Here is a 23,731-nt window from a genome sequence, read left to right as displayed (position 1 = left end):
CCGTCATGTCTTAAAATCAGGAGGAAAGATGTACGACAGAGAGAAAATTATAGAAGATTTTAGTCCTTTGATTAAAGCGAGTATAAAAAAGTATTTTGCAAATTACATAAGTTATGAAGATGCATATCAAGACGGAGTTGTAAAAATTTTGGAGCTTTTGGAGAGCTATAAAGGTGGTGGAAAAGTTTCACTTGAATGTTATTTAAAATATCAATTAAAATTTTTTTATATGCAAAAATTTTTTAAAAGAAAAAAAGAAACTGAAAAGACATATTCTAAAATATATCAGACAAAAGATGATGAGACAATCGAAGTTTTGGAGCTTATTGTTGATGAAAATGCAGATACACAAAGAGAGATTGAAACAAATGAATTGAATAAAAAGATAAGAGAAATTGTGTCCACTCTCCCCCAAAAGCAAAGAGAGGTTATAGAATACAAATTTTATGAGAATTTAAAAAATAAAGAAATTGCTGAGAAAATGAAAATAAAGGAAGATACAGTTAAAGAGTATTATAAAATAGCAAAGAAAAAACTTAAAGTTAAGTTTATAGAAAATGAAATAGATATTAGGGAATTGTAGTATTTAGATACCAATGGGATGTATCGTAGATACATAATAAGTTTAGATTTCTTTCAGAAATACTATTGCTTGTAAACAAGCAATAGTTGAGATCTTTCGACTACACTACGTTTCGCTCAAGATGACGTGTTTGGGGGCTTTACTCTTCTTGGTGCTATGACGTGAAAAATTTTAATTTTATATAAAATTTTTAAATATTCTTTAAATTCTATTTGCTTTTAACGTCTAGCTATAAAACGAAGTATTCTCTTTACACGTCATCTCGACTGTAACGAAGCGAAGCTGAGTGGAACGGAGAGATCTCACTACAATTATTCGTTACAAATAATTGTAAGTCCTGCTAAGGACTTGTATAAAAAACAATATATAACTGTACTAGATATTTCATAAATCCATTTTACAATTATATTTTTCTCCCCCATATTCCGAAAAGGACTCTTTGAGTTCTTTTTTTGTATATTTTTATGAAATTTTTACAATTTTGTGGTAAAATATAATATGTATATTTATGTAGATTTTTATAAGGAGAAAAAATGACAAATTTTATAGACGAAAAATATGATGTTGTCGTAATCGGAGCAGGTCATGCCGGTTGCGAAGCAGGTCTTGCAAGCGCTAGACTTGGACTTAAAACTGCAATTCTTACAATAAGCATGGATTCAGTTGCCGATATGCCCTGCAATCCAAATATAGGCGGTACAGGAAAAGGCCATTTAGTTCGTGAAATTGACGCTCTAGGCGGAGAAATGGCGATAAATATAGATAAGACTTTTATTCAATCCAGAATGTTAAATACTTCAAAGGGTCCAGCTGTTCACAGTTTACGTGTTCAAGCAGATAAAAAGATGTATCATACTGAAATGAAAAAAGTTTTAGAAAACGAAAAAAATATAGACTTAATTCAAGCAGAAGTTAAGGAAATTTTAACTGAAAATAATGAAATAACAGGAGTTTTAACGACTTCAAATGAAATCTTCCCTGCAAAGGCAGTTATCATCTGTACGGGAACTTATCTTAAATCTATGATTTTAATTGGAGAAAATTGTTATGAAAGTGGTCCAAACAACTGGAAATGCTCTACTTTTTTAAGTGATAGTTTAAGAAATTTAGGTATTCCACTTAGACGTTTCAAGACCGGAACTCCTGCAAGAGTTCATAGAGATTCCATTGACTATTTAAAAATGGATATTCAAAAAGGAGATGACAATATAATTCCATTTTCCTTTATGAATGAAGGAAAAGATATAGGAAATCATAAGGAAGATTGTTTTTTAACTTATACAACTTTAGAAACTAAACAAATAATTGAAAAAAATCTTCATAGAAGTCCTATGTATGCAGGAATTGTAAAGGGTGTAGGTCCAAGATATTGTCCTTCTATTGAGGATAAAATCGTACGTTTTAATGAAAAAGACGAACATCAAGTTTTTATTGAGCCTGAGGGTTTAGATACTTCTGAAATGTATGTTCAAGGTGTCAGCAGCACTCTTCCCCTTGAAGTTCAAAAGCAGATGTATAAAAGTATTTTAGGACTTGAAAATGTTAAGATAATGCGTCCTGCTTATGGAATTGAATATGATTGTATTGATCCGACTATTTTAAGGGCTACTTTAGAGCATAAGGATATTAAAAATCTATTCTTTGCAGGTCAAATTAATGGAAGCTCCGGTTATGAAGAAGCTGCAAGTCAAGGTATTATCGCAGGGATAAATTCAGCAATGAATATTTTAGGAAAAGAACCTTTTGTGCTTACCAGAAGTGATGCCTATATCGGCGTTTTAATCGACGATTTAATTACAAAAGGAACTGATGAGCCTTATAGAATGATGACTTCAAGAACTGAATACAGACTTTCTTTAAGACAAGATAATGCAGATTTAAGACTTACGGAAATGAGCTATAATATAGGTTTGGCAACTAAAGATCGTTATGAAAAATGCCTAAATAAAAAGACTTTAATTGAAAATGAAATAAATAGATTAAAGTCTTCTATCTTAACCCCAAAGGAAAATACAAATAAAGCTTTGGAAGACTTAGGAAGTATGAAACTTAAAACTGCAGTAAGCCTTTATGATTTAATAAAAAGACCTGAGCTTGACTATGAGATGATTAAGGATTTGGATACAACTCGTGAACCTTTGGATAGAGAGATAAAAATGCAAGTTCAAACGATGATTAAATATGAGGGTTATATAGAAAAACAAAGTCAACAAATAGAGGCATTTAAAAAACTTGAAAACAAAAAACTTGAAAATATCGACTATAATTCCCTATCTGGACTTAGAATTGAAGCAGTTCAAAAACTTGCAAAATTCAGACCTGAAACAGTAGGACAAGCTAGTAGAATTTCAGGAGTAAGTCCAGCAGATATAAATGTTTTGCTTATTCATCTTGAAACTCAAAGGAGAAAAAATGGATAATTTAAAAAGTTTAACTCAAAAAGAAAATATTATTTTAAGTGATATAGCTTTGGAAAAGTTTGAAATTTACAAAAAATTAATTCTGGAATGGAATGAAAAAATAAATTTAACAGCTATTACAGATGAAGAAGCTATGAATACAAAACATTTTTTAGATTGTCTATTGCTTACAAAAGCTGGACTTTTTGATGACGATAAAACTGTTTTAGATGTAGGAACTGGTGCAGGTTTCCCTGCAATTCCACTTAAACTATATAATGAAAATTTAAAAGTAACAATGTTAGATAGCTTAAATAAAAGGATTAAGTTTTTAAATATCGTAATCGAATATTTGAATTTAAAAAACATAAAAGCTATTCACGGACGTGCAGAAGAAGTTGGAAGAAAAGACGGATTTAGAGAAAGTTTTGATATAGTGAGTTCAAGAGCAGTTGCTTCTCTATCTTTACTTTTGGAATTTACAATTCCATTTTTAAAAGTAAATGGACTATTTCTTGCAATGAAAGGACCTTCATATCTTGAAGAAGTTGAAAATTCAAAAAATGCACTTAAAAAATTAAATTGCAAATTGGAGAATGTATTGAATTTTAAAATTGAGCAAATTGGAGAAATTTCAGAAAGAAATATTTTGATTATTAGAAAGGTAGGAAAAACTCCGAATAATTTTCCAAGAAATATGGGACAAATAAAGAAAAAACCGTTATAAAAGAGTAAAAGAAGGTTTAAATGCCTTCTTTTTTGTATTTAAGAGATTTTTATAGCAGAGTATCTGTACAACAAAAATGAAGGTCGTTACTGACCTTCATTTTTTATTGTTTAATCTTTCGATTATTTTGATCTTTTTCTACGTTTAGAATCTAATAATGCAACTAAAGCTCCTGATCCAAGTAACATATTTACATATGCTGTTAAGTTTGAACCTATATTTGTCTTAGGTAATCTAGGTTTCTTCAATAAGATAGTTTGATCTGCATCATTAATATCTCTATGAGAAGCTATTTCTCTTCCTTTTTCATACATTGTTTCAAATGCTACTAGTTTACCTTGTGTTAAATATTTAGCTTCAACAACTGTACTTAACTCAATTGTACCATTACTCTTTTCAGCAACAAAAGTTTTTTCAACAGTTAATGGCTTACCATTTACTAATAATTCTTTTCCTGTAGCTTTATCCATCCAAACAAGTTTAACTGTATATTCTTTACCAACAACTAAATTAGTATAATGAACATAGTCTGTTAATGTCAATGATTGTTCAAGAACTGCTTCTTTCTTACCATTAACCTTAGCTTCTGTCTTTAATTTAGATTTTGGTTGTTTTACTTTTACTGTTTGATTTTCATCATTTATATCTTTATGTGCTGCTACTAGAACATTGTCCTTGTACACTTCTTCAAAAGCTACTAATTGTGTATCTTTTTCAAAGTTCTTTGCATCTAAAGTTACGCTTAATTCGATTTCGCCGTTTTCTTGTTCAGCTACAAATTCTTTTTCTGCTGTAACTTCTTTTCCATCTACTAAGAATGGCTTTCCTGTTTCCTTATCCATCCATACTAACTTAGCTGTATATTTCTTTCCTACTATTAAGTTCTTATACTTAACAACATCTGTTAATACTACTTTGTTAGTTGGTGCGTCTTCTTTTTCGCCATTTACTTTTGCTTCTGTTTCTACTGTTGGTTTCTTACGGTCTGTTATTGTAACTTTTCCGCCTTCTGATTTTACTATATCATCTTCTGCTACTTTTGTTACTTTTACATTTCCGCCTTTATCAACTTCAAATTCTATATCTGTTACTGTTAAGTATCCTTCTGGTGCTGCTTCTTCATGGAATACATATTTTCCTGGTAACAAGTTTAATTCTTTTGCTGTGTCTGTTGATTCCCAGCTTATTGTATTAACCTTTGTTCCATTATCATTTATCAAGTTTGTTCCATCTGCTGATTTAACAGTTATCTTTGCTCCAGGTAATTCTGTTCCACCCAAGTCTACTTTACTTACTTTTACTGGATTGAAGTTTTCTCTTACCACAACTGATTGATCAACATCATTTATATCTTCGTGTGCTCCAATTTCAACATTCTTTTCAAATAGCTTTTCAAATGCTACTAATGTTGTATCTTTTTCAAAGTATTTTGAATCAACATTTACACTTAATTCAATTTCACCTTCGCTAGCTTCAGCCACAAAAGTCTTTTCTGCTGTTAATTCTTTTCCATCAGCTAAGAATGGCTTATTAGTTTCTTTATCCATCCAAACAAGTTTAACTGTATATTCTTTTCCAATTACCAAATTCTTATAGCTTACTTTATCTGTTAATGTTAATTCGTCTTTTGCTTTTACTTCCTTTTCTCCATTAACTTTTGCTTCAGTCTTTAAGTCTGGTTTTGGTTGTTTTACTTTTACTGTTTGATTTTCATCATTTATATCTTTATGTGCTGCTACTAGAACATTGTCCTTGTACACTTCTTCAAAAGCTACTAATTGTGTATCTTTTTCAAAGTTCTTTGCATCTAAAGTTACGCTTAATTCGATTTCGCCGTTTTCTTGTTCAGCTACAAATTCTTTTTCTGCTGTAACTTCTTTTCCATCTACTAAGAATGGCTTTCCTGTTTCCTTATCCATCCATACTAACTTAGCTTTATAAGTTTTTCCTACTATTAAGTTCTTATATTTAACAACATCTGTTAATACTACTTTGTTAGTTGGTGCATCTTCTTTTTCACCATTTACTTTTGCTTCTGTTTCTACTGTTGGTTTCTTACGGTCTGTTATTGTAACTTTTCCGCCTTCTGATTTTACTATATCATCTTCTGCTACTTTTGTTACTTTTACATTTCCGTCTTTGTCAACTTCAAATTCTATATCTGTTACTGTTAAGTATCCTTCTGGTGCTGCTTCTTCATGGAATACATATTTTCCTGGTAACAAGTTTAATTCTTTTGCTGTATCTGTTGATTCCCAGCTTATTGTATTAACCTTTGTTCCATTATCATTTATCAAGTTTGTTCCATCTGCTGACTTAACTGTTATCTTTGCTCCAGCTAATTCTGTTCCACCTAAGTCTACTTTACTTACTTTTACTGGATTGAAGTTTTCTCTTACTACAACTGATTGATCAACATCATTTATGTCTTCATGCGCTGCTACTTCAACATTATTTTCAAACATCTTTTCAAATGCTACTAATGTTGTATCTTTTTCAAAGTATTTTGAATCAACATTTACACTTAATTCAATTTCACCTTCGCTAGCTTCAGCCACAAAAGTCTTTTCTGCTGTTAATTCTTTTCCATCAGCTAAGAATGGCTTTCCTGTTTCCTTATCCATCCAAACAAGTTTAACAGTATATTCTTTTCCAATTACCAAATTCTTATAGCTTACTTTATCTGTTAATGTTAATTCGTCTTTTGCTTTTACTTCCTTTTCTCCATTAACTTTTGCTTCAGTCTTTAAGTCTGGTTTTGGTTGTTTTACTTTTACTGTTTGATTTTCATCATTTATATCTTTATGTGCTGCTACTAGAACATTGTCCTTATACACTTCTTCAAAAGCTACTAATTGTGTATCTTTTTCGAAATGTTTAGCATCAACAGTTACACTTAATTCGATTTCGCCATTTTCTTGTTCAGCTACAAATTCTTTTTCTGCTGTAACTTCTTTTCCGTCTACTAAGAATGGCTTTCCTGTTTCCTTATCCATCCATACTAACTTAGCTATATATTTCTTTCCTACTATTAAGTTCTTATACTTAACAACATCTGTTAATACTACTTTGTCAGTTGGTGCATCTTCTTTTTCGCCATTTACTTTTGCTTCTGTTTCTACTGTTGGTTTCTTACGGTCTGTTATTGTAACTTTTCCGCCTTCTGATTTTACTATATCATCTTCTGCTACTTTTGTTACTTTTACATTTCCGTCTTTATCAACTTCAAATTCTATATCTGTTACTGTTAAGTATCCTTCTGGTGCTGCTTCTTCATGGAATACATACTTACCAGCTCTTAATTTCAATTCTTTTGCTGTATTTGTTGATTCCCAAGAAACTGAATTTACACTTTTACCATTATCGCTAATTAAGTTTGTTCCATCAGCTGATTTAACAGTTATCTTTGCTCCAGCTAATTCTGTTCCACCTAAGTCTACTTTACTTACTGTCACTGGATGATATTTATAATCATCTACCATTGAGATAATAGTTGTTGAACCATCAACTTTTACAGTAGTTCCACTTACTGATCCATCTTTATTTACTGTAAACTTAATTGTAGTAGCTAAAGAGAATCCTTCTGGTGCTGCAGTTTCAACAAATGTATAATTACCAGGTTCAAGAGTTAATTGCTTAGCAGTTCCATCTGATATCCATTCTACTGATGGTACTTTAACTCCATTTTCTTTTATTGTAGCTCTTCCGTCATCTGAGCTCAATTTAATCTTTGCTCCTGCTAATTCTTTTCCCGCAACGTCAGTTTTTCTAAATTTAAAGTCATATTCCTTTGGTGTGAAAGTATTCTTTACATTCATACCTGAAACTTCAGAAGTATAACCTTCTGGAACTTTTACTTCTTTTACAGTATAAACTATAGGAATATCATCTCCGTTTGCATCACGTTTATCTGTTCTGTATTTAGGCAAATCTTTAAATTCATATTTCCAATCTCCGTTTTGATCCGGTTTTACAATTTGAGTTTTGCCAGGTACATCCTTCCCGTCAGCAACTAATTGGATTGTAATTTGTGATGGACGAACATTATAACCGTCGTCATTTACCCAAGTTTTTCTACCACAAATATTTGTTAAAATACGTTTATTTTTAACAGCTACAGTTGTTAATTTATTTAAATCTGGAGTGAATTCCAAGTTTTCACTTGTTGATTCAACTTGATATCCAGGAGGAGTACTGATTTCTTTTAGTACATATTTCTTAATAGGATTCAATGTTGTTTTAGAAATAGCTTCCCCATTATCTCCTGTAACCATTGTTTCAATTAATTCATCTGTATCTTTAACTCTAATTTCAAATTTCGCTTGTGGAAGTTTAATATTAGGGTCGATTGCATCTACTTTAACAATCTTTACTTTTCCCTTATTTCCTTCTCCTGTTCCTGAAGAACTAGCTGAATTAAATCCGCCATGATACTCTTTATGAATTCCATCACCTTTTAAAATAACTTTATTGACAATTTTATCATCAGGATAAGTGGTTTGATAACGTAATTGAAAACTCTTTTTTCCCGGACTTCCTATATTCAGTGTAAAGGATGACTTATCCCCATTAAACTTAATCATTGAATTAAGTTCAGCTTGAGAATATTCCTTAATGACTTTCGTTACCTTTCCAATATTATCATATTCTACTTCTTTAAGCACTATCGTGCCATCCAAATATTTTGCTCCAGCTGGAGAAAGTTCATCTGATATAAAAGTATGTTGTAAATTAAGTCCTTTAGATAAATTAATTCGGACAACCCATTGAACCTTTTGTTCAGCCTTGTCTGGGTCGTATGCATATTTAGCTAAGGTCTCACCGTCCAATGTTCCTGGTTTATCTATATGAATCGTATGGGTAATAGGTTTTCCATTTACAGTAATTGTAAAAGTATTATTAGCATCAGTTTTTATTTTAGAACTTACAAATGATGCTTCTAATTTCATTGTCCCTTTAACATTATACAATCCTTCTACCGATTTAGTAAAAGTTACAACAATTTTTCCACCACCACCATTTACAGCGTTGATTTTACCTTTTGCTACAACAGTTCCACTGGTATCTACTAAATCAAACTGTGTAGCTGAGCCAGATAATGGAAATTGCATTTGTGTTGGTAATTGTACTTCAAAATAATCATTCTCTTTAATAGAATTCCCATAACTTGAAGCATCCCAATCAAGCTCTAAATCAAACTGATCAGCTGAATATAGTTTAGTAACTGGTGGATCTCCTAATTGATGCTTAAATTTATAAATATTAAAACGTGTTATTGATACATTTGCCTTAAGTTCTCCTCCACGCACGTTTCTACTCAATGCAAAAATCTCATTATTGAGCATTTTATCTATATTGTTATTTTTTTCTACCTTATTTACTTTTTTTTCTGATGTTTTACCAGTTGCATTTGCCATTTCTTCTTTGTTTTTTTCAGAAGATAATACTGCTGGCATATTTTTTTCGGTAGATTTTCCCTCTTTTTTATCTTCAGTCTTAACATCTTTTTTCGTGTTAATTTCTGCTTTGTTTGATGAGAAGTTCTGTTTCTTTTCAGATATATTCTTGTTATTTGCCATATCTTTTGCATATGATAAATTGGTACCAATTCCTGGAACAAGAATGTTAAACACCATAAGTAGTGCTAACAAAAAACAACTCCTTTTTTTCATTTTTTATATTCCCTCCTTATAAAATAAATAAATATACAATAAATAAACCTTCGTTTGCTTCTATATTATGTCAGAATAATAAACAAATGTCTATAGTTTTTGTAAAAAGTCATATAATAAAACGTTTTTATTTGCAAATTTTGATAAAAATTATTATAAGTTATTTATTTATCAATTTATTTCAAGAGATATTTTACAATATTTCTCTTATATTAATGTTGGTTTACATTTATTTTTACATTGTACAGCAAAATTTAGTTATAAGAAATTCTTAATTAATTTTCAAAAATTTTCACATGATAATATTATCCTAAACATTTATTGTAAATTTAATATATCTTAAACAATTTTCTTCTTTAATATATATATTATTATTAATGTTTCACAAATATTTTTTAACACAAAAAAAGACGGTATTAAACCGTCTTAATTTCAAAATTCAAAGAATTATTTTATAAGTCTAGTAGCTCCAACGAAAGTATTTCCGAAATAGCTTCCAAAAAGTTTACTTACAATAACACCAGTACCTGGAGTTGATGCATGAACAAACTTGTTGTTTCCAATGTAAATACCAACGTGGCTAATTCTTCCACCACCATTATTAAAGAATACTAAATCTCCTTTTCTTAATTCTGATGATGAAACTCTAGTACCATAATTAATTTGAGTATATGATGTTCTACTTAAATTAATTCCTACTTGTTTGTAAACATAATATGTTAATCCTGAACAGTCAAATCCAATGTTTGGATTAGATGTTGCCCAGATATATGGTTTACCTACTTGTGCTAATGCTAACTCAACAACTGTATCTATGTCAGCATTATAAGTTTGATTTTCTTTCTTAGATGAACTATTTGAATTTGAACTATTTTGCTTCTTATTTTCTTGTTTTGGTTGTTCAACTTCTGGTTTCTTATCAGAAAGATAAGTTTTAATTACATAACCAGTCTTTCCATTGAAATTGAATTCTACCCATTCACCTTTATCAATACCGTTAACTTTTTCGCCTTTTGATAAAATACCAAGCTTAGATGAAGTAGCAGATTGTTCAGATCTAACATTTAAGTTTTCTGTAGCATAAAGGCTTACTTTCTTAACTGTAGCTTTTTTAGCTTCTTCCGCTTTCTTTTCTTCAGCTTTCTTAGTTTCTTCTGCTTTTTTAGCTTCCTCAGCCTTCTTAGCTTCTTCTACTTTTTTAGCTTCTTCTGCCTTCTTGGCTTCTTCTGCTTTCTTTTCAGCTAATTTAATTTCAGTTTCATTCTTTTCAGGTTCAACAGTTTCCTTAGTTAAAAGTTCAACATCAATTGTTCCAACTTTATCATCAACAGAAACAGTTGCCATCTTGTCACCACTCATTTCAACTTTAACAACAGAACCTTTTTCAACCTTAATAGTTTCTTCTGTATTATTGCTTAAAACTGGTTTTATTTCTGTAGATTCTTTTACATAATATGCATTTTCCTCTAACTCTGGCATTTTAGTATCTTCTTCAGTAACTAATGAATATATTTTATTTTGTTGTTCTACTTTTTCTAATTCTGAAACAGAAGGAGTTCCTAAGGCCATACTTAAATTGCTAACTAATGTTTTATTTACTTCCTCAATATTTGTACTATGAATTTCAACCGCAACTTTGTCTGCTTCGTCTGCATAAGATATTGCTGCTGGTATACCAGTACAAACTAATGCACACAACATAGAAGTTGTCAAAACTTTCTTAATTTTCATAATTACCTCCTAACTCATAGACACATTTTACACTAACTATTGAAAAAAGTCAATAAAAAGTTACAAAAAAATTACAAAAGGTTACAAATAAGTTACAACATATTATTTTTTGCATTGTTTCACGTGAAACAATAATTTTGAACCGCAAGTGTTTCACGTGAAACATATTTTTTTAATAAATTTTCTTAAATTTAAAAAAATACATAAAATTTATGGTATAATAATTATGTTAATAATATAAAAAACGAATCATTATATAGTATATATTAATGAAAGTTTAGAAAATTAAGCAATAAGGGAAGTGTTATGAAAATTTTTGATGCTTTTAAAAAGAAAAGAGAAATGAGAGTAATCTCGATATTTAACCAAAAAGGTGGGGTGGGCAAGACAACAACTGTTGTAAATTTAGCGTCAGCATTAGGCTTTAATAGAAAGAAAGTTTTAGTAATTGATATGGATCCACAAGGAAATTCAACTTCAGGATTAGGAGTTGACAACACCGAAATAACAATTTATGATGTTTTAACTCATGAAAAGGAAATAAATGATACTATCCAAAAGACTAAGTCTAAGAATGTAGATATTATTCCTGCAAATTCTGATCTTTGTGGCTTAGAAATTGAACTTTTAAGTGTAGATAAGAAAGAATATTTATTACAAAATGAAATAGGTAAAATACCACCTAATTATGATTTTATCATTATTGACTGTCCACCATCATTAGGAGTATTGAGTATTAATGCTTTAGTTTCTTCTCAAAGTGTTCTAATTCCAATACAATGTGAATATTATGCTTTAGAAGGTGTAAGTCAATTAATGAATACCGTCAATATAATAAGGAAGGGTTTAAATCCTGATATTGAAGTAGAAGGGGTACTACTTACAATGTTTGACTCAAGAAATAACTTATCTGAAGATGTAAAGAAAGAAACAGAAAATTATTTTAAGGATAAACTTTTTGATACAGTTATTCCTAGAAATATTCGACTTGCTGAAGCACCAAGTTTTGGAGAGAGTATAATATATTATGATAAAAATTCTAAAGGAGCTATAGCTTATTTGTCTTTAGCTAAGGAATTAATCAAGAATAGGAGAAAATAATGAAGAAAAAAGGTCTTGGTAGGGGTCTAGGTTCTCTTTTAAGAGAAGAAGACTTTATTACTGATGAGAATTTATTAACTGTTGAGTTGAATAAATTGATGGCTAGAGAAGATCAACCGAGAAAAAATTTTGATGATGATAGTTTAGAAGAATTAGCCAATTCTATAAAAGCTGATGGCGTTATTCAACCTATAGTAGTTAGAAAAGTTAATGATAAATACGAAATAATTGCTGGTGAACGTAGATTTAGAGCTTCAAAATTAGCGGGATTAGAAAAAGTCCCTGTTGTTGTTAAGAATGTTACTGATAGAAAAGCAAGAGAACTTGCTTTAGTAGAAAATATTCAAAGAGAGGATTTAAATCCAATTGAAGAAGCTATTTCTCTAAAAACCTTAATGGAGGAGTATAAACTAACACAACAAGAGCTTTCAGATATAATAGGCAAGAGTAGATCTTACATTGCAAATAATCTAAGACTGTTAAATCTATCAGATTATATTAAAGAATATTTAATTCGTGGAGAATTAAGTCCCAGTCAGGGAAGAACTTTACTTTCTTTAGAAACTGAAGAAGAAAGAAAAAAATATCTTGATAAACTACTTGTTAAAGAGGTTAATATTAGAGATGTTGAGAAAAAGGCTAAGCAAAGTAAAAATAAAAATGAAGATATTTTTATAAAGGATATTTGTGAGAGATTAACTGAAGTTTTAGATGCAAAAGTTAAAATTCACGAAAAGAAAAAAGGTGGTCAAATAGAAATAAGCTATCTTAATGAAGCAGATTTACAAAGAATAATAGATAGCTTGATGAATATATATAATTTGGAGTAATAATATGATTTATGTAGATAATGGTGCTACCACTTTTCCTAAACCTAAAATAGTAACTGACAAGATAATGGAATGTTCTTTAGGTTATGCTGGAAACCCCGGACGTAGTGGTCATAAACTTGCTATGAAGATGGATTTAGAAATTTATGAGACAAGAGAAAAAATCTGTAAGCTAATTAATGGAACTGAAGTTCTTAATGTGATTTTTACTTTTAATGCTACAGATAGTTTAAACTTAGCAATAAAGGGTGTCTTAAAAAAGGGTGATCATGTAGTAACAACATCAATGGAGCATAATTCTGTTCTAAGACCTCTTAATCAACTAAGAAAAGATGGTATAATTGATTTAAGTATTGTATATGCTGATAATCAAGGATATATAAACCCACAAAAGATTTTTGATGCAGTAACTCCTAATACTAAGATGATAGTAACTACGCATATGTCTAATGTATTTGGAACTATTGTAGATATTAAAAGTATTGGAGCATTTTGTAGAGAAAATAATATACTCTATCTTGTAGATGCTGCTCAATCTATTGGAGTTTTAGATATAGATGTTCAAGATATGAATATCGACTTGCTTGCTTTTCCAGGCCATAAAGCTCTTTTTGGACCAATGGGAACAGGTGCTCTATATATAAAGGAAGGTATTAAAGTTAAACCTTTAAAACAAGGTGGTACGGGAAGTTATTCTCATAGTATAGATCAACCAGAATTATATCCAGACAGTCTTGAAAGTGGAACACCTAATGGAGTTGGTATTATAGCTTTGGGTAAAGGAATTGACTTTATAAATCAAGTCGGTCTTGAAAATATAAGAAATCATGAAATTAGTTTAAAAAATCATTTTATAGATTTATTAAAGGATAATGATGATATTATACTTTATGGGACTCTAGATGACAGGCAAGGTGCTGTTGTAAGTTTAAATGTTAAGAATATGGATAGTTCAGAAGTTTCTTATATCCTAAGTGATGAATTCGACATTTATACAAGACCTGGTTTCCATTGTGCGCCACTTGCTCATAAGTCTTTAGGCACGGATGAATTAGGAGCAATTAGATTTAGCTTTGGATATTTTAATACAATCGAAGAAGTTGAACAATGTGCAAATGCTCTTAAAAATATAATAGAAAGGAATAAAAAGTAGTGAATTCAATATTAGAATTTTTAAATTCACATTCAGGATTATTTTTAATAATACTGTTAATTGTCTTAATATTTATGTTGTATCAATACAACCAAATTAATAAAAAGCTTAGTATTCAAAAAAGAAAATATGATATGCTTTTGAGAGGTAGAAGCGATTTAAATATGGGAGAATTGATTCAAGCTCACTCACAAGATATTTTTGAAATAGATAAAAAAGTAAATGAACTGGCATACGAAGTAGAAATTGCAAAAAAAGGCTTTGCACTTCCAATACAAAAAATTGGTTTCGTAAAATATGATGCTTTTCATGACTTAAAAAATAAATTATCTTATTCAATAGCATTATTAGATGGCTATAATGATGGTTTATTATTAACTACTATCTATGGTAGAGAAAGTTGCATAACTTATGCAAAAGAAGTAAAATCAGGGATAGTAAATCAAGAACTGTCAAAAGAAGAAGTTGAAGCATTAAGGATGGCATTAGAAAAATAATGAGAAAATTGATGTTTATTTTAAATCCTAATGCATCAGGTTTTAAAAAATTTGATTTTAAGGATGCTATAGCAAATTATCTTAAAGATAAAAACTTAGATTTTGATTATGATATTAAATGCTCAACCAAAGAAGGCGAATCCGTTTTTATTGCTGAAAATGCAGTTAAAGATGGTTTTAATGAATTAATCGCGGTTGGTGGAGATGGAACTATCAACGAAGTAGGCGATGTGGCTATAAAAAATAATTTAAAGCTTGGAGTAATTCCTGCGGGCACAGGAAATGACTATATGAATAGTCTGAACGAATCTTGTAATTTTGTGGTTTGTATGGAAAAAATTATAAGAGGAGAAACTATATTAGTTGATTACGGCTCATTTGTTGATAAGACTTTTTTCAATGTTGCCTGTGTAGGTTTTGGTGCTGAAGTTAATATCTACGCACATAAAGTAAAAAAGTTAATACCAAGTGGTTTTGCATATAAAGTAGCAATTCTTCTTGCCTTATTTGGACATAAAAGAAAGAGATATAAGATAATCGTTGACGATGTTGAATATGAAGATGACTATTTTTTGATTGCAATAGGTATTGGAAGTAAATTTGGGGGAAAATTAAATTTACTGCCATCAGCTAATATGCAAGATGGTCTTCTAGACATATGTGCTATTAAATATAAATCAAAATTTGATATAATTAAAAAAATAAAGACAATCGTAAATGCAACTCATGTAAACGAAGACATTACTTCTTATTTCAAAGCTAAAAAAATAAAAATAATTTCAGATAATATCGAAATTAACTTTGACGGAGAAGATATGTCTGGACTAGCTGAAGTTGAATTTATATTAAATGATAAAAAAGTGGAATTAATAATGTAGGGGGTAATTATGAATATTTTTGAAGAATTAACAGCAAAGATTAAAGGAACAAATAAAAGAATTGTATTTCCTGAAGGAGAAGATAAGAGAGTTTTAGGTGCTTGTGTTAGATTAAAAAAAGACGGTTTACTAACTCCGATAGTTTTGGGAAATGTTGAAGAAATCAAAAAAACAGCTAAGGAATTAAATGTCTGTATTGATGATATTGAAATCATTGATCCTTTAAAAGCAGAAGATTTTGACGAATTAGTTGAAAAATTTGTTGAACGTAGAAAAGGCAAAAATACAAAAGAAGAAGCTGAAACATTTTTAAAAGATGTAAATTACTATGGAACAATGATGGTGCAAGTTGGAAAAGCTGACGGAATGGTTAGTGGTGCTGTTCACTCAACAGGAGATACAGTAAGACCTGCACTTCAAATCGTAAAGACTAAACCAAATGTTTCAAGAACAAGTGGAGCAATGGTTATGCTTGGAAAAAATGGTGAAAGATATGTATTTGCAGACATTGCTATCAATATAACTTTGGAAGCAAAGGAATTAGCTGAAATTGCCGTGGAAACTGCGAAAACAGCAGAATTATTTGGCATAAATCCAAAAGTGGCAATGCTTAGCTTCTCTACAAAAGGTTCTGCAAAACATGAACTTTCACAAAAAGTTGCAGATGCTACACAAATGGCAAAAGAATTAGCACCAGATTTATCATTAGATGGAGAATTACAATTCGATGCTGCAATAGTTCCATCAGTAGGGGAACAAAAGGCAAAAGGCTCAAAAGTTGCAGGACACGCAAATGTATTTATTTTTCCTGATTTACAATCAGGAAATATCGGATACAAAATTGCACAAAGACTTGGTGGCTTTGAAGCAATAGGACCAATCCTACAAGGACTTAACAAACCTATTTCAGACCTTTCAAGAGGTTGTAATGAAGAAGATGTTTACAAACTTGCAGTAATTACCGCTGCACAAAGTATTTAATAGATTTTTGAAAAACAAAACCATCATGGTTTTGTTTTTTTATGGGGGTAATGAGTAGTAGAGTTTTTCTTTAAAATTTGGTAAAATGTAATAAATCAATTTGGAGGTGGATTAATGGAATTTTTAGATACTTCTTTTTTACAAAATGATGAAATAAAATTAGTTTTGGATAAATTTTATCCCGGAAATTTATCTATCAACTGGGTCCCCGCCTATAGCTTTTTTATATGCGACTTAAAAGGAAATAAAATGGGGAAATGTGATTTGAGAATAGGTCATAGCGAAGGTCTGTATTATGGTGGAAATATAGGTTATACAATTTACGAAGAATACAGAGGTAATCACTATTCAGCAAAAGCCTGTAAACTCCTTTTTGAACTGGCAAAAAAGCATGATATGGAATATTTGTATATCACCACAAATCCCGATAACCACGCTTCAAATAAGATATGTGAATACCTAAATGGAGAGTTTTTAGGCATCTTTGAATTGCCCGAAGATAATGATATGAGAATAAACGACAAAGAAACTCATAAAAGCATCTATAAATTTGTATTGTAATATTTATTTTATTTCATAATCAATATGACGTTTTTTTAATTCTTTTAAAAAATAGTCATATTTTTTTTGCTCTTTATCCTCTGAGATATGTCCGATTCCAAAAGTATATCTAAAAAATCTACCTTTTAATTTGATAGCTACCTTATAAGCACGATTGCTTCTATATTTAGAAGTAGATATAATTTTTACACCTTCAATATTATCTGTATCAATAGGAAATAAATGATTTGAAGTGTATAACTTATCGCCCTCAAAATAGCAAATAATTTCGTTGTGAAATTTTAATTTAAAAAGAATTCTAGTAAGAATAATATATGCTAAAATGAAATAACCTAAAATTGATAAAGAAAAAAATATATATGTACCAATGTATAAATCATTATAAGATAAGACAGTATAGGCTATATAAAAGCCTGAGCACAAAAACAATATAAAAATTATTCCTATCATTAAATATATTCCAAATTTATTTTTCATTTTTACTCCTATTTCTAATTTAATTTTATTATAATAATTCTACCATATTTACTTTTAGATGACTACATTTTACTTTAACTAAAATAATAATTATGCTATACTTATTTAAAGAAATTTAATTTTACTATAAAATCCTCAAAGGAGTGATATTTTTGAAAATTTTAATTGTCGAAGATGATGAAAATATATTTGAAATGTTGAAAAGGGAACTTTTACTTTGGAATTATGAAGTAAAGGGGATTTCAAATTTCAATCAAATAGTCGAAGAATTTGTAGAATACCAACCACATTTGGTTTTAATGGATATTATGTTGCCATATAATAATGGTTATTTTTGGTGTGAGGAAATTCGTAAACATTCAAATGTTCCAATTATTTTCATTTCTTCAAAGAGTGAAAATATCGATATTGTAATGGGTATTCAATTCGGAGCTGACGACTATATAACTAAGCCGATAGATTTGAATGTAACTTTGGCAAAAATCAAAGCAATATTAAGGAGAAGCTATGATTTTACAAAGGACTTTGAATTTTTAAGTTTTGCAAATGTATTTTTATATATGGATAAAAATATCATTAAATATAATGACAACGAGATTTCCCTTACAAACACTGAAACAATGATTTTAGAAACTCTTTTTAAAGCCAAAGGCGGAGTTGCTTCAAGGGAATCAATTATGGAAAAATGTTGGCATGGAGATGATTATATTGACGATAATACTTTGGCAGTCAATATAACAAGACTTAGAAAGAAATTTGCAGATATTAAACTAAATGATTTTATCCAAACCAAAAAGGGAAGTGGATATTATCTAAATTCTAAAACGGAGTAAAAATGGATAAATTTAAAAATTATATTTCAAAAATTTTACCTGTAACGGTAACAACAATTTTTATATTATCAATATTTTGGGTTGTTTTTTTACTTATGAATTTAGAATTCGAGAGTTACTTCTTAGCTTTTGAAATAATAGTTTTTTTCTATTTGGTATATCTTGTATTTATGGCTTTCTTAAACAAAAAAGAGGAAAAACTAAAAAATCAGATACAAGAACTTGAAGAAGCTAATTTAAATTTAAGAAATGACTTTTTGGCAAAGGAAAAAGAATTACAAGAGTATTTTTTAATTTGGATTCATCAGATAAAAACACCGATAACTGCAGGTAAATTAATATGTGATGGTGATATTGAAAATGAAAATATAAAAAATATAAAAAAAGAGTTGATTTATATTGAAGACTATACAAATATGGCTTTAAGCTATCTTAAAATGTCTAATCACAATACGGATATGGACATATCCCTTGTGAATTTAGACGATATTATTAGACCTTTAATCAAAAAATACGCCATTCTCTTTATTTCAAACAATATAAAACTTGAATATGAAAAGCTTAATGTAAAAGTAATTACAGACAGCAAATGGTGTATGGTAGTAATTGAACAACTTTTATCAAATGCAATAAAATATACTAAGAATGGGATTGTTTCAATATCTTTTAACGAAAAAGAAAACTATCTTGAAATAAAAGACAATGGAATTGGAATTAAGGATTCGGATCTTCCAAAAATTTTTGATAAGGGATATTCAGGATTTAACGGAAGACAAAATCAGAAATCAACAGGAATAGGGCTATTTTTAGTTAAACAAATTTTGGATAAACTCGGACAAAAAGTTAAATTGGAGTCAAAATTAGGCGAAGGAACAAGTGTAAAAGTCTATTTTAATATAGATTAGGAGAATATGTTTCTTAAAAATTTTTAAGAAATTTATTACTTGGTGAAAAAAATATATTAAAAAATAGAGATTTGCATATATAGGAAAAACAAATGGAAATTAAAAGAGTTACGGAATACAATAATCCCTTATTTTTAGAGATTGTTTTAAAACAAAGAGGAGCATTTTTAATTGACGAAGAGCCTTATGAAATTGAAATAATTTCGAGTGACAGTGCCTTAGTTAGAGGAAAAAATAGAGAAAATTTTAAAAAACTTATTGAGTATTTTAGATATTATTCTCCACATATATTAAATTTTTTTGATGAGAATGATAAAAAAATTATTTCTTTTGAAAAGAAGTCGGTTTTAACTTTAGAAGTTGATAAAATTCAACCTTCTCAATTTTACATTGATGAAGATAAATTAAATGCCCTTAAAAGTTTTATTAAAAATTCTAACGATATTATAATTCAAGTTATACAATCCGATGAGGGATATATCTGTGTTGATGGACATACGAGGCTATTTATTGCTTTTTTAAAGAATTTTAAAACTGTTCATGCCATAGAAACTGAGTTTGACAATGATACCAACTACTTTGTTTCTCAAGCAAAGAAAAGAAATATCTTTACAATAAAAGACTTAAAACTTGTATCTCACAGCGATTATAAAAAATTGTGGAACGATTTTTGTGATAGCTATTTTAATATAGATTAGGAGAATTTTATGTTTTATAATGAAATATTCGATAAAAATATTTTTAATTCTAAACTTGCAATTGCATATGGTTTTTCAAAGACTGGAGATTATTATATTTTACAATCAGATATTGATGTAGAAAATTTTAATGTGATTGTTAAAATAGGCAAGGACTCTTTTGAGGTAAATGTTATTGAATTACCTTTTAATGAAGAATATGTTTTATTTAACGTTCTTGACAGCAAGGGTAAATTTGTTTCAAAAATTAGAAAAAAAGTTAATGAACTTATTGAGGATATTGTAAATTGCTGTTTTAAATCTTTGGATTATAGAAAATTATTGCTTGACTATGTAAAGGAAAAATACGGAACAATTCCTGAAGAGCCTTGGGAAGATAATAGTCATGCGACGATAAAGACTTCGAATAGTAAAAAATGGTATGGAATTTTTATGTCCATTCCTTATAAGACTTTGGGATTGGAGAAAAGCGGAAAGATTGATGTTTTAAATGTAAAACTTAATCCGGAACTTATAGAAAGTCTGATTGATAAAAAGCATTTTTTCCCTGCCTACCATATGAATAAAAAATACTGGATTTCAATTGTTTTGGATTCAGATGTTGATTTAAATTTAGTCAAGAGCTTAATCGACGAAAGCTTTAGATTAGTTGAAAAATAATATAAAACTAATGGGAATTTCATACCTAACATTTCAATAACCTTACAAAATTGTAAGGTTATTTTTGTTTTTGTAATATTAGATAAATGTTAGGCGTAAAAATTTTTGCTAAAATATTATTGTAAACGAAAATAATATTTTTTGGAGGTAATTATGAATATATTAGATGTTAAAAATTTAAAAAAGATTTATGGAGGAATGGGACGCGTAAAGACTGAAGCCCTTAGAGATGTAAATTTTTCCGTTGAAAAAGGAGAATTTATAGCTGTTATGGGAGAGTCAGGAAGTGGTAAAACAACTCTTTTAAATATAATAGCAACATTGGATAAGGCAACTGAAGGATCAGTTTTTATTGGAGGAAAGAATGTAAATTCTTTAAGCAATTCAGAAGTTGCAAGTTTTAGACGTGAAAAGTTGGGATTTGTTTTCCAAGATTTTAATTTGTTGGACTCTTTTTCAAATAGAGACAATATTTATCTTCCACTTGTTTTATCAGATGTTAAACCTGCTATAATGAATGAAAAAGTAGGAGAGATTGCTCCTCTTTTAAAGATAAGTGAAGTTTTGGATAAATATCCTTATCAAGTTTCAGGCGGACAAAAACAAAGAGTTGCAATAGCAAGAGCAATTATAACTAAACCTGATTTGCTTCTTGCAGATGAACCTACAGGAGCATTGGACTCAAAGTCTGCAGATATAGTTATGAAAACTTTCTGCGATATAAATAACAGTGGACAAACCGTTTTAATGGTTACTCATTCTGTAAAATGTGCTGCTTTTGCAAAAAGAGTAATTTTCATAAAAGATGGTAGAGTTTATCACGAAATTTATAAAGGAAGTGATGACAACTTAACTTTTGCTGAAAAAATAAATCAAGCTCAAATCATGTTAAACGGGGTGAATAACTATGAAAAGTAAAATGGCTTCAAAATTTGCTTTTAGAAATATGAAGGCGAATGCTTTGCTTTTAACTCCATTTTTAATAGCAAGTAGTATTATGGGAACTCTATTTTTTGTAATGGCTTCCCTTGGACAAAATCATTATATAGAAAAAAATCATGAATATGTAGCAATCCTTATAAAATTTGGAATTTTTATAGTTGGAATTTTCACATTTATATTTATCCTATATGCCAACAGCTTTTTAGCAAAGAGGAGAAATAAGGAATTTGCCCTATATGGTATTTTAGGTTTAGAGAAAAAACATATTGCTAAAATTATTTCAATAGAATATATACTAAACTTTTTGACAGTTAGTTTCTTTTCAATAACAGGTGGATTTGTTCTTGGAAAATTAGCATTTGTTCTACTTAACAAAATAACTAAAAATATGACTGCAAAAATAATGGACTATAATTTTTCAATTTCTTCTGCAATATTGACTTTAATATTCTTAGCTATAATATTTATATTGATATATTTAACAATGATATTTAGAATTGGAAAATCAACTCCTATAGAACTTCTTTCAAAGCAAAAAAGGGCAGAGGGAGAACCGAAAAGTAAGTTTATCCTTGGAACTTTAGGCTTTATAATTCTATGTGCTGGATATTATCTTTCAGTTACTTCAAAAGGGAATCTCAGTAGCTTTTTTGCATTTTTTCCTGCTGTTATTGCTGTAATAATCGGTACTTATCTGGTATTCATCGCTTTTAGTATTTTAGTTTTAAAATTATTAAAAAGAAATAGAAATTTATATTACAAAGCAAAAAATTTCCTTTCAATATCAGGAATGTTATACAGAATGAAATCAAATGCAGTTTCACTTGCAAGTATTACACTTCTTTCAACTTCAATTATAGTTACTTTAGCTACAACATTGACTATAAATTCAAGTATAAAAGACCTTACAGATTCTATTCATCCTAATGATTTTTATTTATCCTCATCAGTAACTGGAAATAATAAAGATATACTAGCAAATGGAGAAGAAAGAAAAAAAGAAATCTTAAATATTTTAAACAAAGAGTTAAAAGAAGATGAAAAAATTAAAAACCTAACAGTCAAAAAAACTATAATGAATCCTGTAATAAATGAAAATGGAAAGATTACTCCTTTAGGTAAAAGACGTGAATTATCAGCATTTTTAATCGTTGAAACATTAGAAGATTATAATAGAAACAATAATACTAATTATACTCTTAATGATGGTGAGGTGATATATTCCACTAACTCTAAAAAGCTTAATAATTATGACAGTATGAATTTTGCCGGAAAGAATTATAAATTAGTAAAAGTAAAAAACTTATTTCCTATGAGTATATCTGCTGAAGGTATGATAATTATTGTAAAAGATAATGAAACTTTTGTTAAAATGTTAGAAGAATATACTTATAATTATAATGAAAAACAATTAAAATATAACCTAGATTTTAATTTTGATTTAGAGTCTGCTGATAAAGAAGCTTTTTATTCAAGATTACAAACAGATTATAACATATTTGTTCAACAAAAAGATGTATTTAGTCATTCTTTGTCTTCAAAAGCTGAAGTTGATGCTTTTGCTTATGAACTAAATGGCGGTCTATTATTTTTCGGAATGATTGTTGCATTAATTTTCATAACAGGAACTGTGCTAATCACATATTATAAACAAATTTCTGAGGGCTTTGAAGATAAACAAAATTACCACATAATGAAAAATGTAGGACTTCCTGACTCAATAATCAAAAAGAGCCTTAGAGTACAAATATTGTGGATTTTCTTCTTACCACTTATAGTAGCAACAATTCACTCAATATTCGCCTTTCCAATCCTATACAATATACTTGGAGGACTTGGATTTAAAAACATAAAAATTTTCACAATGAGTTTTGCTACAATTGTACTTTGTTTCTCTGTAATTTACTTTATAATCTACTCAATAACTTCAAGAGTTTATTATAAAATTATTAGATAATTTTTGAAAATTATTTACTATTAATAGAAGATTTATACCTATACGTCATTTCGACCAAAAGCAAACAAATAGAGAGAATCTAGTTCTAACTTTGTTTCCTCGTAAACGTGAGATCTCTCGACTATGCTCGAGATGACGTGTTGGGA

At 29.1% G+C, this 23,731-nt stretch carries 19 protein-coding genes; 16 read left to right on the top strand and 3 right to left on the bottom strand.

Annotation, left to right across the window (positions count from 1 at the left end; all coding sequences use genetic code 11):
- Positions 1–28 precede the first annotated feature (28 nt).
- From VJI77_RS06340 to rsmG, 3 genes are all read left to right on the top strand, one after another.
- Positions 29–583, top strand: a complete 555-nt coding sequence (locus VJI77_RS06340) for an RNA polymerase sigma factor (RefSeq protein WP_323988783.1) — start codon at positions 29–31, stop codon at positions 581–583.
- 533 nt (positions 584–1,116) lie between these two features.
- The gene (gene mnmG / locus VJI77_RS06335) at positions 1,117–3,003 is read left to right on the top strand and encodes a tRNA uridine-5-carboxymethylaminomethyl(34) synthesis enzyme MnmG (protein ID WP_323988782.1); all 1,887 of its coding nucleotides are present in this window, start codon (positions 1,117–1,119) and stop codon (positions 3,001–3,003) included.
- Positions 2,996–3,709, top strand: coding sequence for a 16S rRNA (guanine(527)-N(7))-methyltransferase RsmG (gene rsmG / locus VJI77_RS06330; protein WP_323988781.1), 714 nt, complete (start codon positions 2,996–2,998; stop codon positions 3,707–3,709). The genes mnmG and rsmG overlap by 8 nt, the downstream gene beginning before the upstream one ends.
- A 122-nt stretch (positions 3,710–3,831) precedes the next feature.
- On the opposite strand, the gene VJI77_RS06325 is transcribed toward rsmG, so the two are convergent.
- Together VJI77_RS06325 and VJI77_RS06320 are read right to left on the bottom strand one after the other, a co-directional pair.
- Positions 3,832–9,381 carry a VaFE repeat-containing surface-anchored protein gene (locus VJI77_RS06325; protein ID WP_323988780.1) on the bottom strand — a complete coding sequence of 1,850 codons (5,550 nt, stop codon included), beginning with the start codon at positions 9,379–9,381 and terminating at the stop codon, positions 3,832–3,834.
- A 447-nt stretch (positions 9,382–9,828) separates the two neighbouring features.
- Positions 9,829–11,112, bottom strand: coding sequence for a C40 family peptidase (locus VJI77_RS06320; protein ID WP_293439765.1), 1,284 nt, complete (start codon positions 11,110–11,112; stop codon positions 9,829–9,831).
- A gap of 306 nt (positions 11,113–11,418) precedes the next feature.
- On the opposite strand from VJI77_RS06320, the gene VJI77_RS06315 reads away from it, so the two are divergent.
- From VJI77_RS06315 to VJI77_RS06285, 7 genes are all read left to right on the top strand, one after another.
- Positions 11,419–12,213: a ParA family protein gene (locus VJI77_RS06315; RefSeq protein WP_323988779.1), complete on the top strand. Its 795-nt coding sequence runs from the start codon at positions 11,419–11,421 to the stop codon at positions 12,211–12,213.
- Entirely contained in the window at positions 12,213–13,043 is an 831-nt protein-coding gene (locus VJI77_RS06310) for a ParB/RepB/Spo0J family partition protein (protein ID WP_293439767.1), read from the top strand. Before VJI77_RS06315 ends, VJI77_RS06310 begins: the two co-directional genes overlap by 1 nt.
- 4 nt (positions 13,044–13,047) lie before the next feature.
- A complete protein-coding gene (locus VJI77_RS06305) occupies positions 13,048–14,196 on the top strand; it encodes an aminotransferase class V-fold PLP-dependent enzyme (protein WP_323988778.1) in 1,149 nt (382 codons plus the stop codon).
- Positions 14,196–14,693, top strand: coding sequence for a DUF4446 family protein (locus tag VJI77_RS06300; RefSeq protein ID WP_293439769.1), 498 nt, complete (start codon positions 14,196–14,198; stop codon positions 14,691–14,693). The genes VJI77_RS06305 and VJI77_RS06300 overlap by 1 nt, the downstream gene beginning before the upstream one ends.
- 11 nt (positions 14,694–14,704) lie before the next feature.
- Positions 14,705–15,571: a diacylglycerol/lipid kinase family protein gene (locus VJI77_RS06295; protein WP_323988777.1), complete on the top strand. Its 867-nt coding sequence runs from the start codon at positions 14,705–14,707 to the stop codon at positions 15,569–15,571.
- 9 nt (positions 15,572–15,580) lie between these two features.
- Positions 15,581–16,552, top strand: a complete 972-nt coding sequence (gene pta / locus VJI77_RS06290) for a phosphate acetyltransferase (protein WP_323988776.1) — start codon at positions 15,581–15,583, stop codon at positions 16,550–16,552.
- Between the two features lie 114 nt (positions 16,553–16,666).
- On the top strand, positions 16,667–17,113 hold the full coding sequence (locus VJI77_RS06285; protein WP_323988775.1) for a GNAT family N-acetyltransferase: 447 nt from the start codon (positions 16,667–16,669) through the stop codon (positions 17,111–17,113).
- Between the two features lie 3 nt (positions 17,114–17,116).
- Here VJI77_RS06285 and VJI77_RS06280 read toward each other — a convergent pair whose 3' ends face one another.
- Entirely contained in the window at positions 17,117–17,590 is a 474-nt protein-coding gene (locus tag VJI77_RS06280) for a hypothetical protein (protein WP_323988774.1), read from the bottom strand.
- Between the two features lie 152 nt (positions 17,591–17,742).
- On the opposite strand from VJI77_RS06280, the gene VJI77_RS06275 reads away from it, so the two are divergent.
- The 6 genes from VJI77_RS06275 to VJI77_RS06250 all read left to right on the top strand — a co-directional run bounded on the left by VJI77_RS06275 (position 17,743) and on the right by VJI77_RS06250 (position 23,585).
- A complete protein-coding gene (locus VJI77_RS06275; protein WP_323988773.1) occupies positions 17,743–18,423 on the top strand; it encodes a response regulator transcription factor in 681 nt (226 codons plus the stop codon).
- A gap of 2 nt (positions 18,424–18,425) precedes the next feature.
- Positions 18,426–19,328, top strand: coding sequence for a sensor histidine kinase (locus VJI77_RS06270; protein ID WP_323988772.1), 903 nt, complete (start codon positions 18,426–18,428; stop codon positions 19,326–19,328).
- 92 nt (positions 19,329–19,420) lie between these two features.
- Entirely contained in the window at positions 19,421–20,026 is a 606-nt protein-coding gene (locus tag VJI77_RS06265; RefSeq protein WP_323988771.1) for a hypothetical protein, read from the top strand.
- A 9-nt stretch (positions 20,027–20,035) separates the two neighbouring features.
- Positions 20,036–20,686 carry an MmcQ/YjbR family DNA-binding protein gene (locus VJI77_RS06260; protein ID WP_323988770.1) on the top strand — a complete coding sequence of 217 codons (651 nt, stop codon included), beginning with the start codon at positions 20,036–20,038 and terminating at the stop codon, positions 20,684–20,686.
- Positions 20,687–20,839: 153 nt separating this feature from the next.
- Complete coding sequence (locus VJI77_RS06255) at positions 20,840–21,604, top strand: ABC transporter ATP-binding protein (protein ID WP_269754182.1); 765 nt, start codon at positions 20,840–20,842, stop codon at positions 21,602–21,604.
- Complete coding sequence (locus VJI77_RS06250) at positions 21,594–23,585, top strand: ABC transporter permease (RefSeq protein ID WP_323988769.1); 1,992 nt, start codon at positions 21,594–21,596, stop codon at positions 23,583–23,585. The genes VJI77_RS06255 and VJI77_RS06250 overlap by 11 nt, the downstream gene beginning before the upstream one ends.
- The last annotated feature ends 146 nt before the right edge of the window (positions 23,586–23,731 follow it).

The sequence above is a fragment of the Parvimonas sp. D2 genome, assembly GCF_035282635.1.
Classification (GTDB): domain Bacteria; phylum Bacillota; class Clostridia; order Tissierellales; family Peptoniphilaceae; genus Parvimonas.
This window is presented reverse-complemented; position numbering and strand designations above follow the sequence as displayed.

Coding starts and splice junctions, on each gene's coding strand:
- VJI77_RS06340 (WP_323988783.1), top strand. CDS start 29: ATGTACGACAGAGAGAAAATTATAGAAGATTTTAGTCCTTTGATTAAA.
- mnmG (WP_323988782.1), top strand. CDS start 1,117: ATGACAAATTTTATAGACGAAAAATATGATGTTGTCGTAATCGGAGCA.
- rsmG (WP_323988781.1), top strand. CDS start 2,996: ATGGATAATTTAAAAAGTTTAACTCAAAAAGAAAATATTATTTTAAGT.
- VJI77_RS06325 (WP_323988780.1), bottom strand. CDS start 9,381: ATGAAAAAAAGGAGTTGTTTTTTGTTAGCACTACTTATGGTGTTTAAC.
- VJI77_RS06320 (WP_293439765.1), bottom strand. CDS start 11,112: ATGAAAATTAAGAAAGTTTTGACAACTTCTATGTTGTGTGCATTAGTT.
- VJI77_RS06315 (WP_323988779.1), top strand. CDS start 11,419: ATGAAAATTTTTGATGCTTTTAAAAAGAAAAGAGAAATGAGAGTAATC.
- VJI77_RS06310 (WP_293439767.1), top strand. CDS start 12,213: ATGAAGAAAAAAGGTCTTGGTAGGGGTCTAGGTTCTCTTTTAAGAGAA.
- VJI77_RS06305 (WP_323988778.1), top strand. CDS start 13,048: ATGATTTATGTAGATAATGGTGCTACCACTTTTCCTAAACCTAAAATA.
- VJI77_RS06295 (WP_323988777.1), top strand. CDS start 14,705: ATGTTTATTTTAAATCCTAATGCATCAGGTTTTAAAAAATTTGATTTT.
- pta (WP_323988776.1), top strand. CDS start 15,581: ATGAATATTTTTGAAGAATTAACAGCAAAGATTAAAGGAACAAATAAA.
- VJI77_RS06285 (WP_323988775.1), top strand. CDS start 16,667: ATGGAATTTTTAGATACTTCTTTTTTACAAAATGATGAAATAAAATTA.
- VJI77_RS06280 (WP_323988774.1), bottom strand. CDS start 17,590: ATGAAAAATAAATTTGGAATATATTTAATGATAGGAATAATTTTTATA.
- VJI77_RS06270 (WP_323988772.1), top strand. CDS start 18,426: ATGGATAAATTTAAAAATTATATTTCAAAAATTTTACCTGTAACGGTA.
- VJI77_RS06265 (WP_323988771.1), top strand. CDS start 19,421: ATGGAAATTAAAAGAGTTACGGAATACAATAATCCCTTATTTTTAGAG.
- VJI77_RS06260 (WP_323988770.1), top strand. CDS start 20,036: ATGTTTTATAATGAAATATTCGATAAAAATATTTTTAATTCTAAACTT.
- VJI77_RS06255 (WP_269754182.1), top strand. CDS start 20,840: ATGAATATATTAGATGTTAAAAATTTAAAAAAGATTTATGGAGGAATG.
- VJI77_RS06250 (WP_323988769.1), top strand. CDS start 21,594: ATGAAAAGTAAAATGGCTTCAAAATTTGCTTTTAGAAATATGAAGGCG.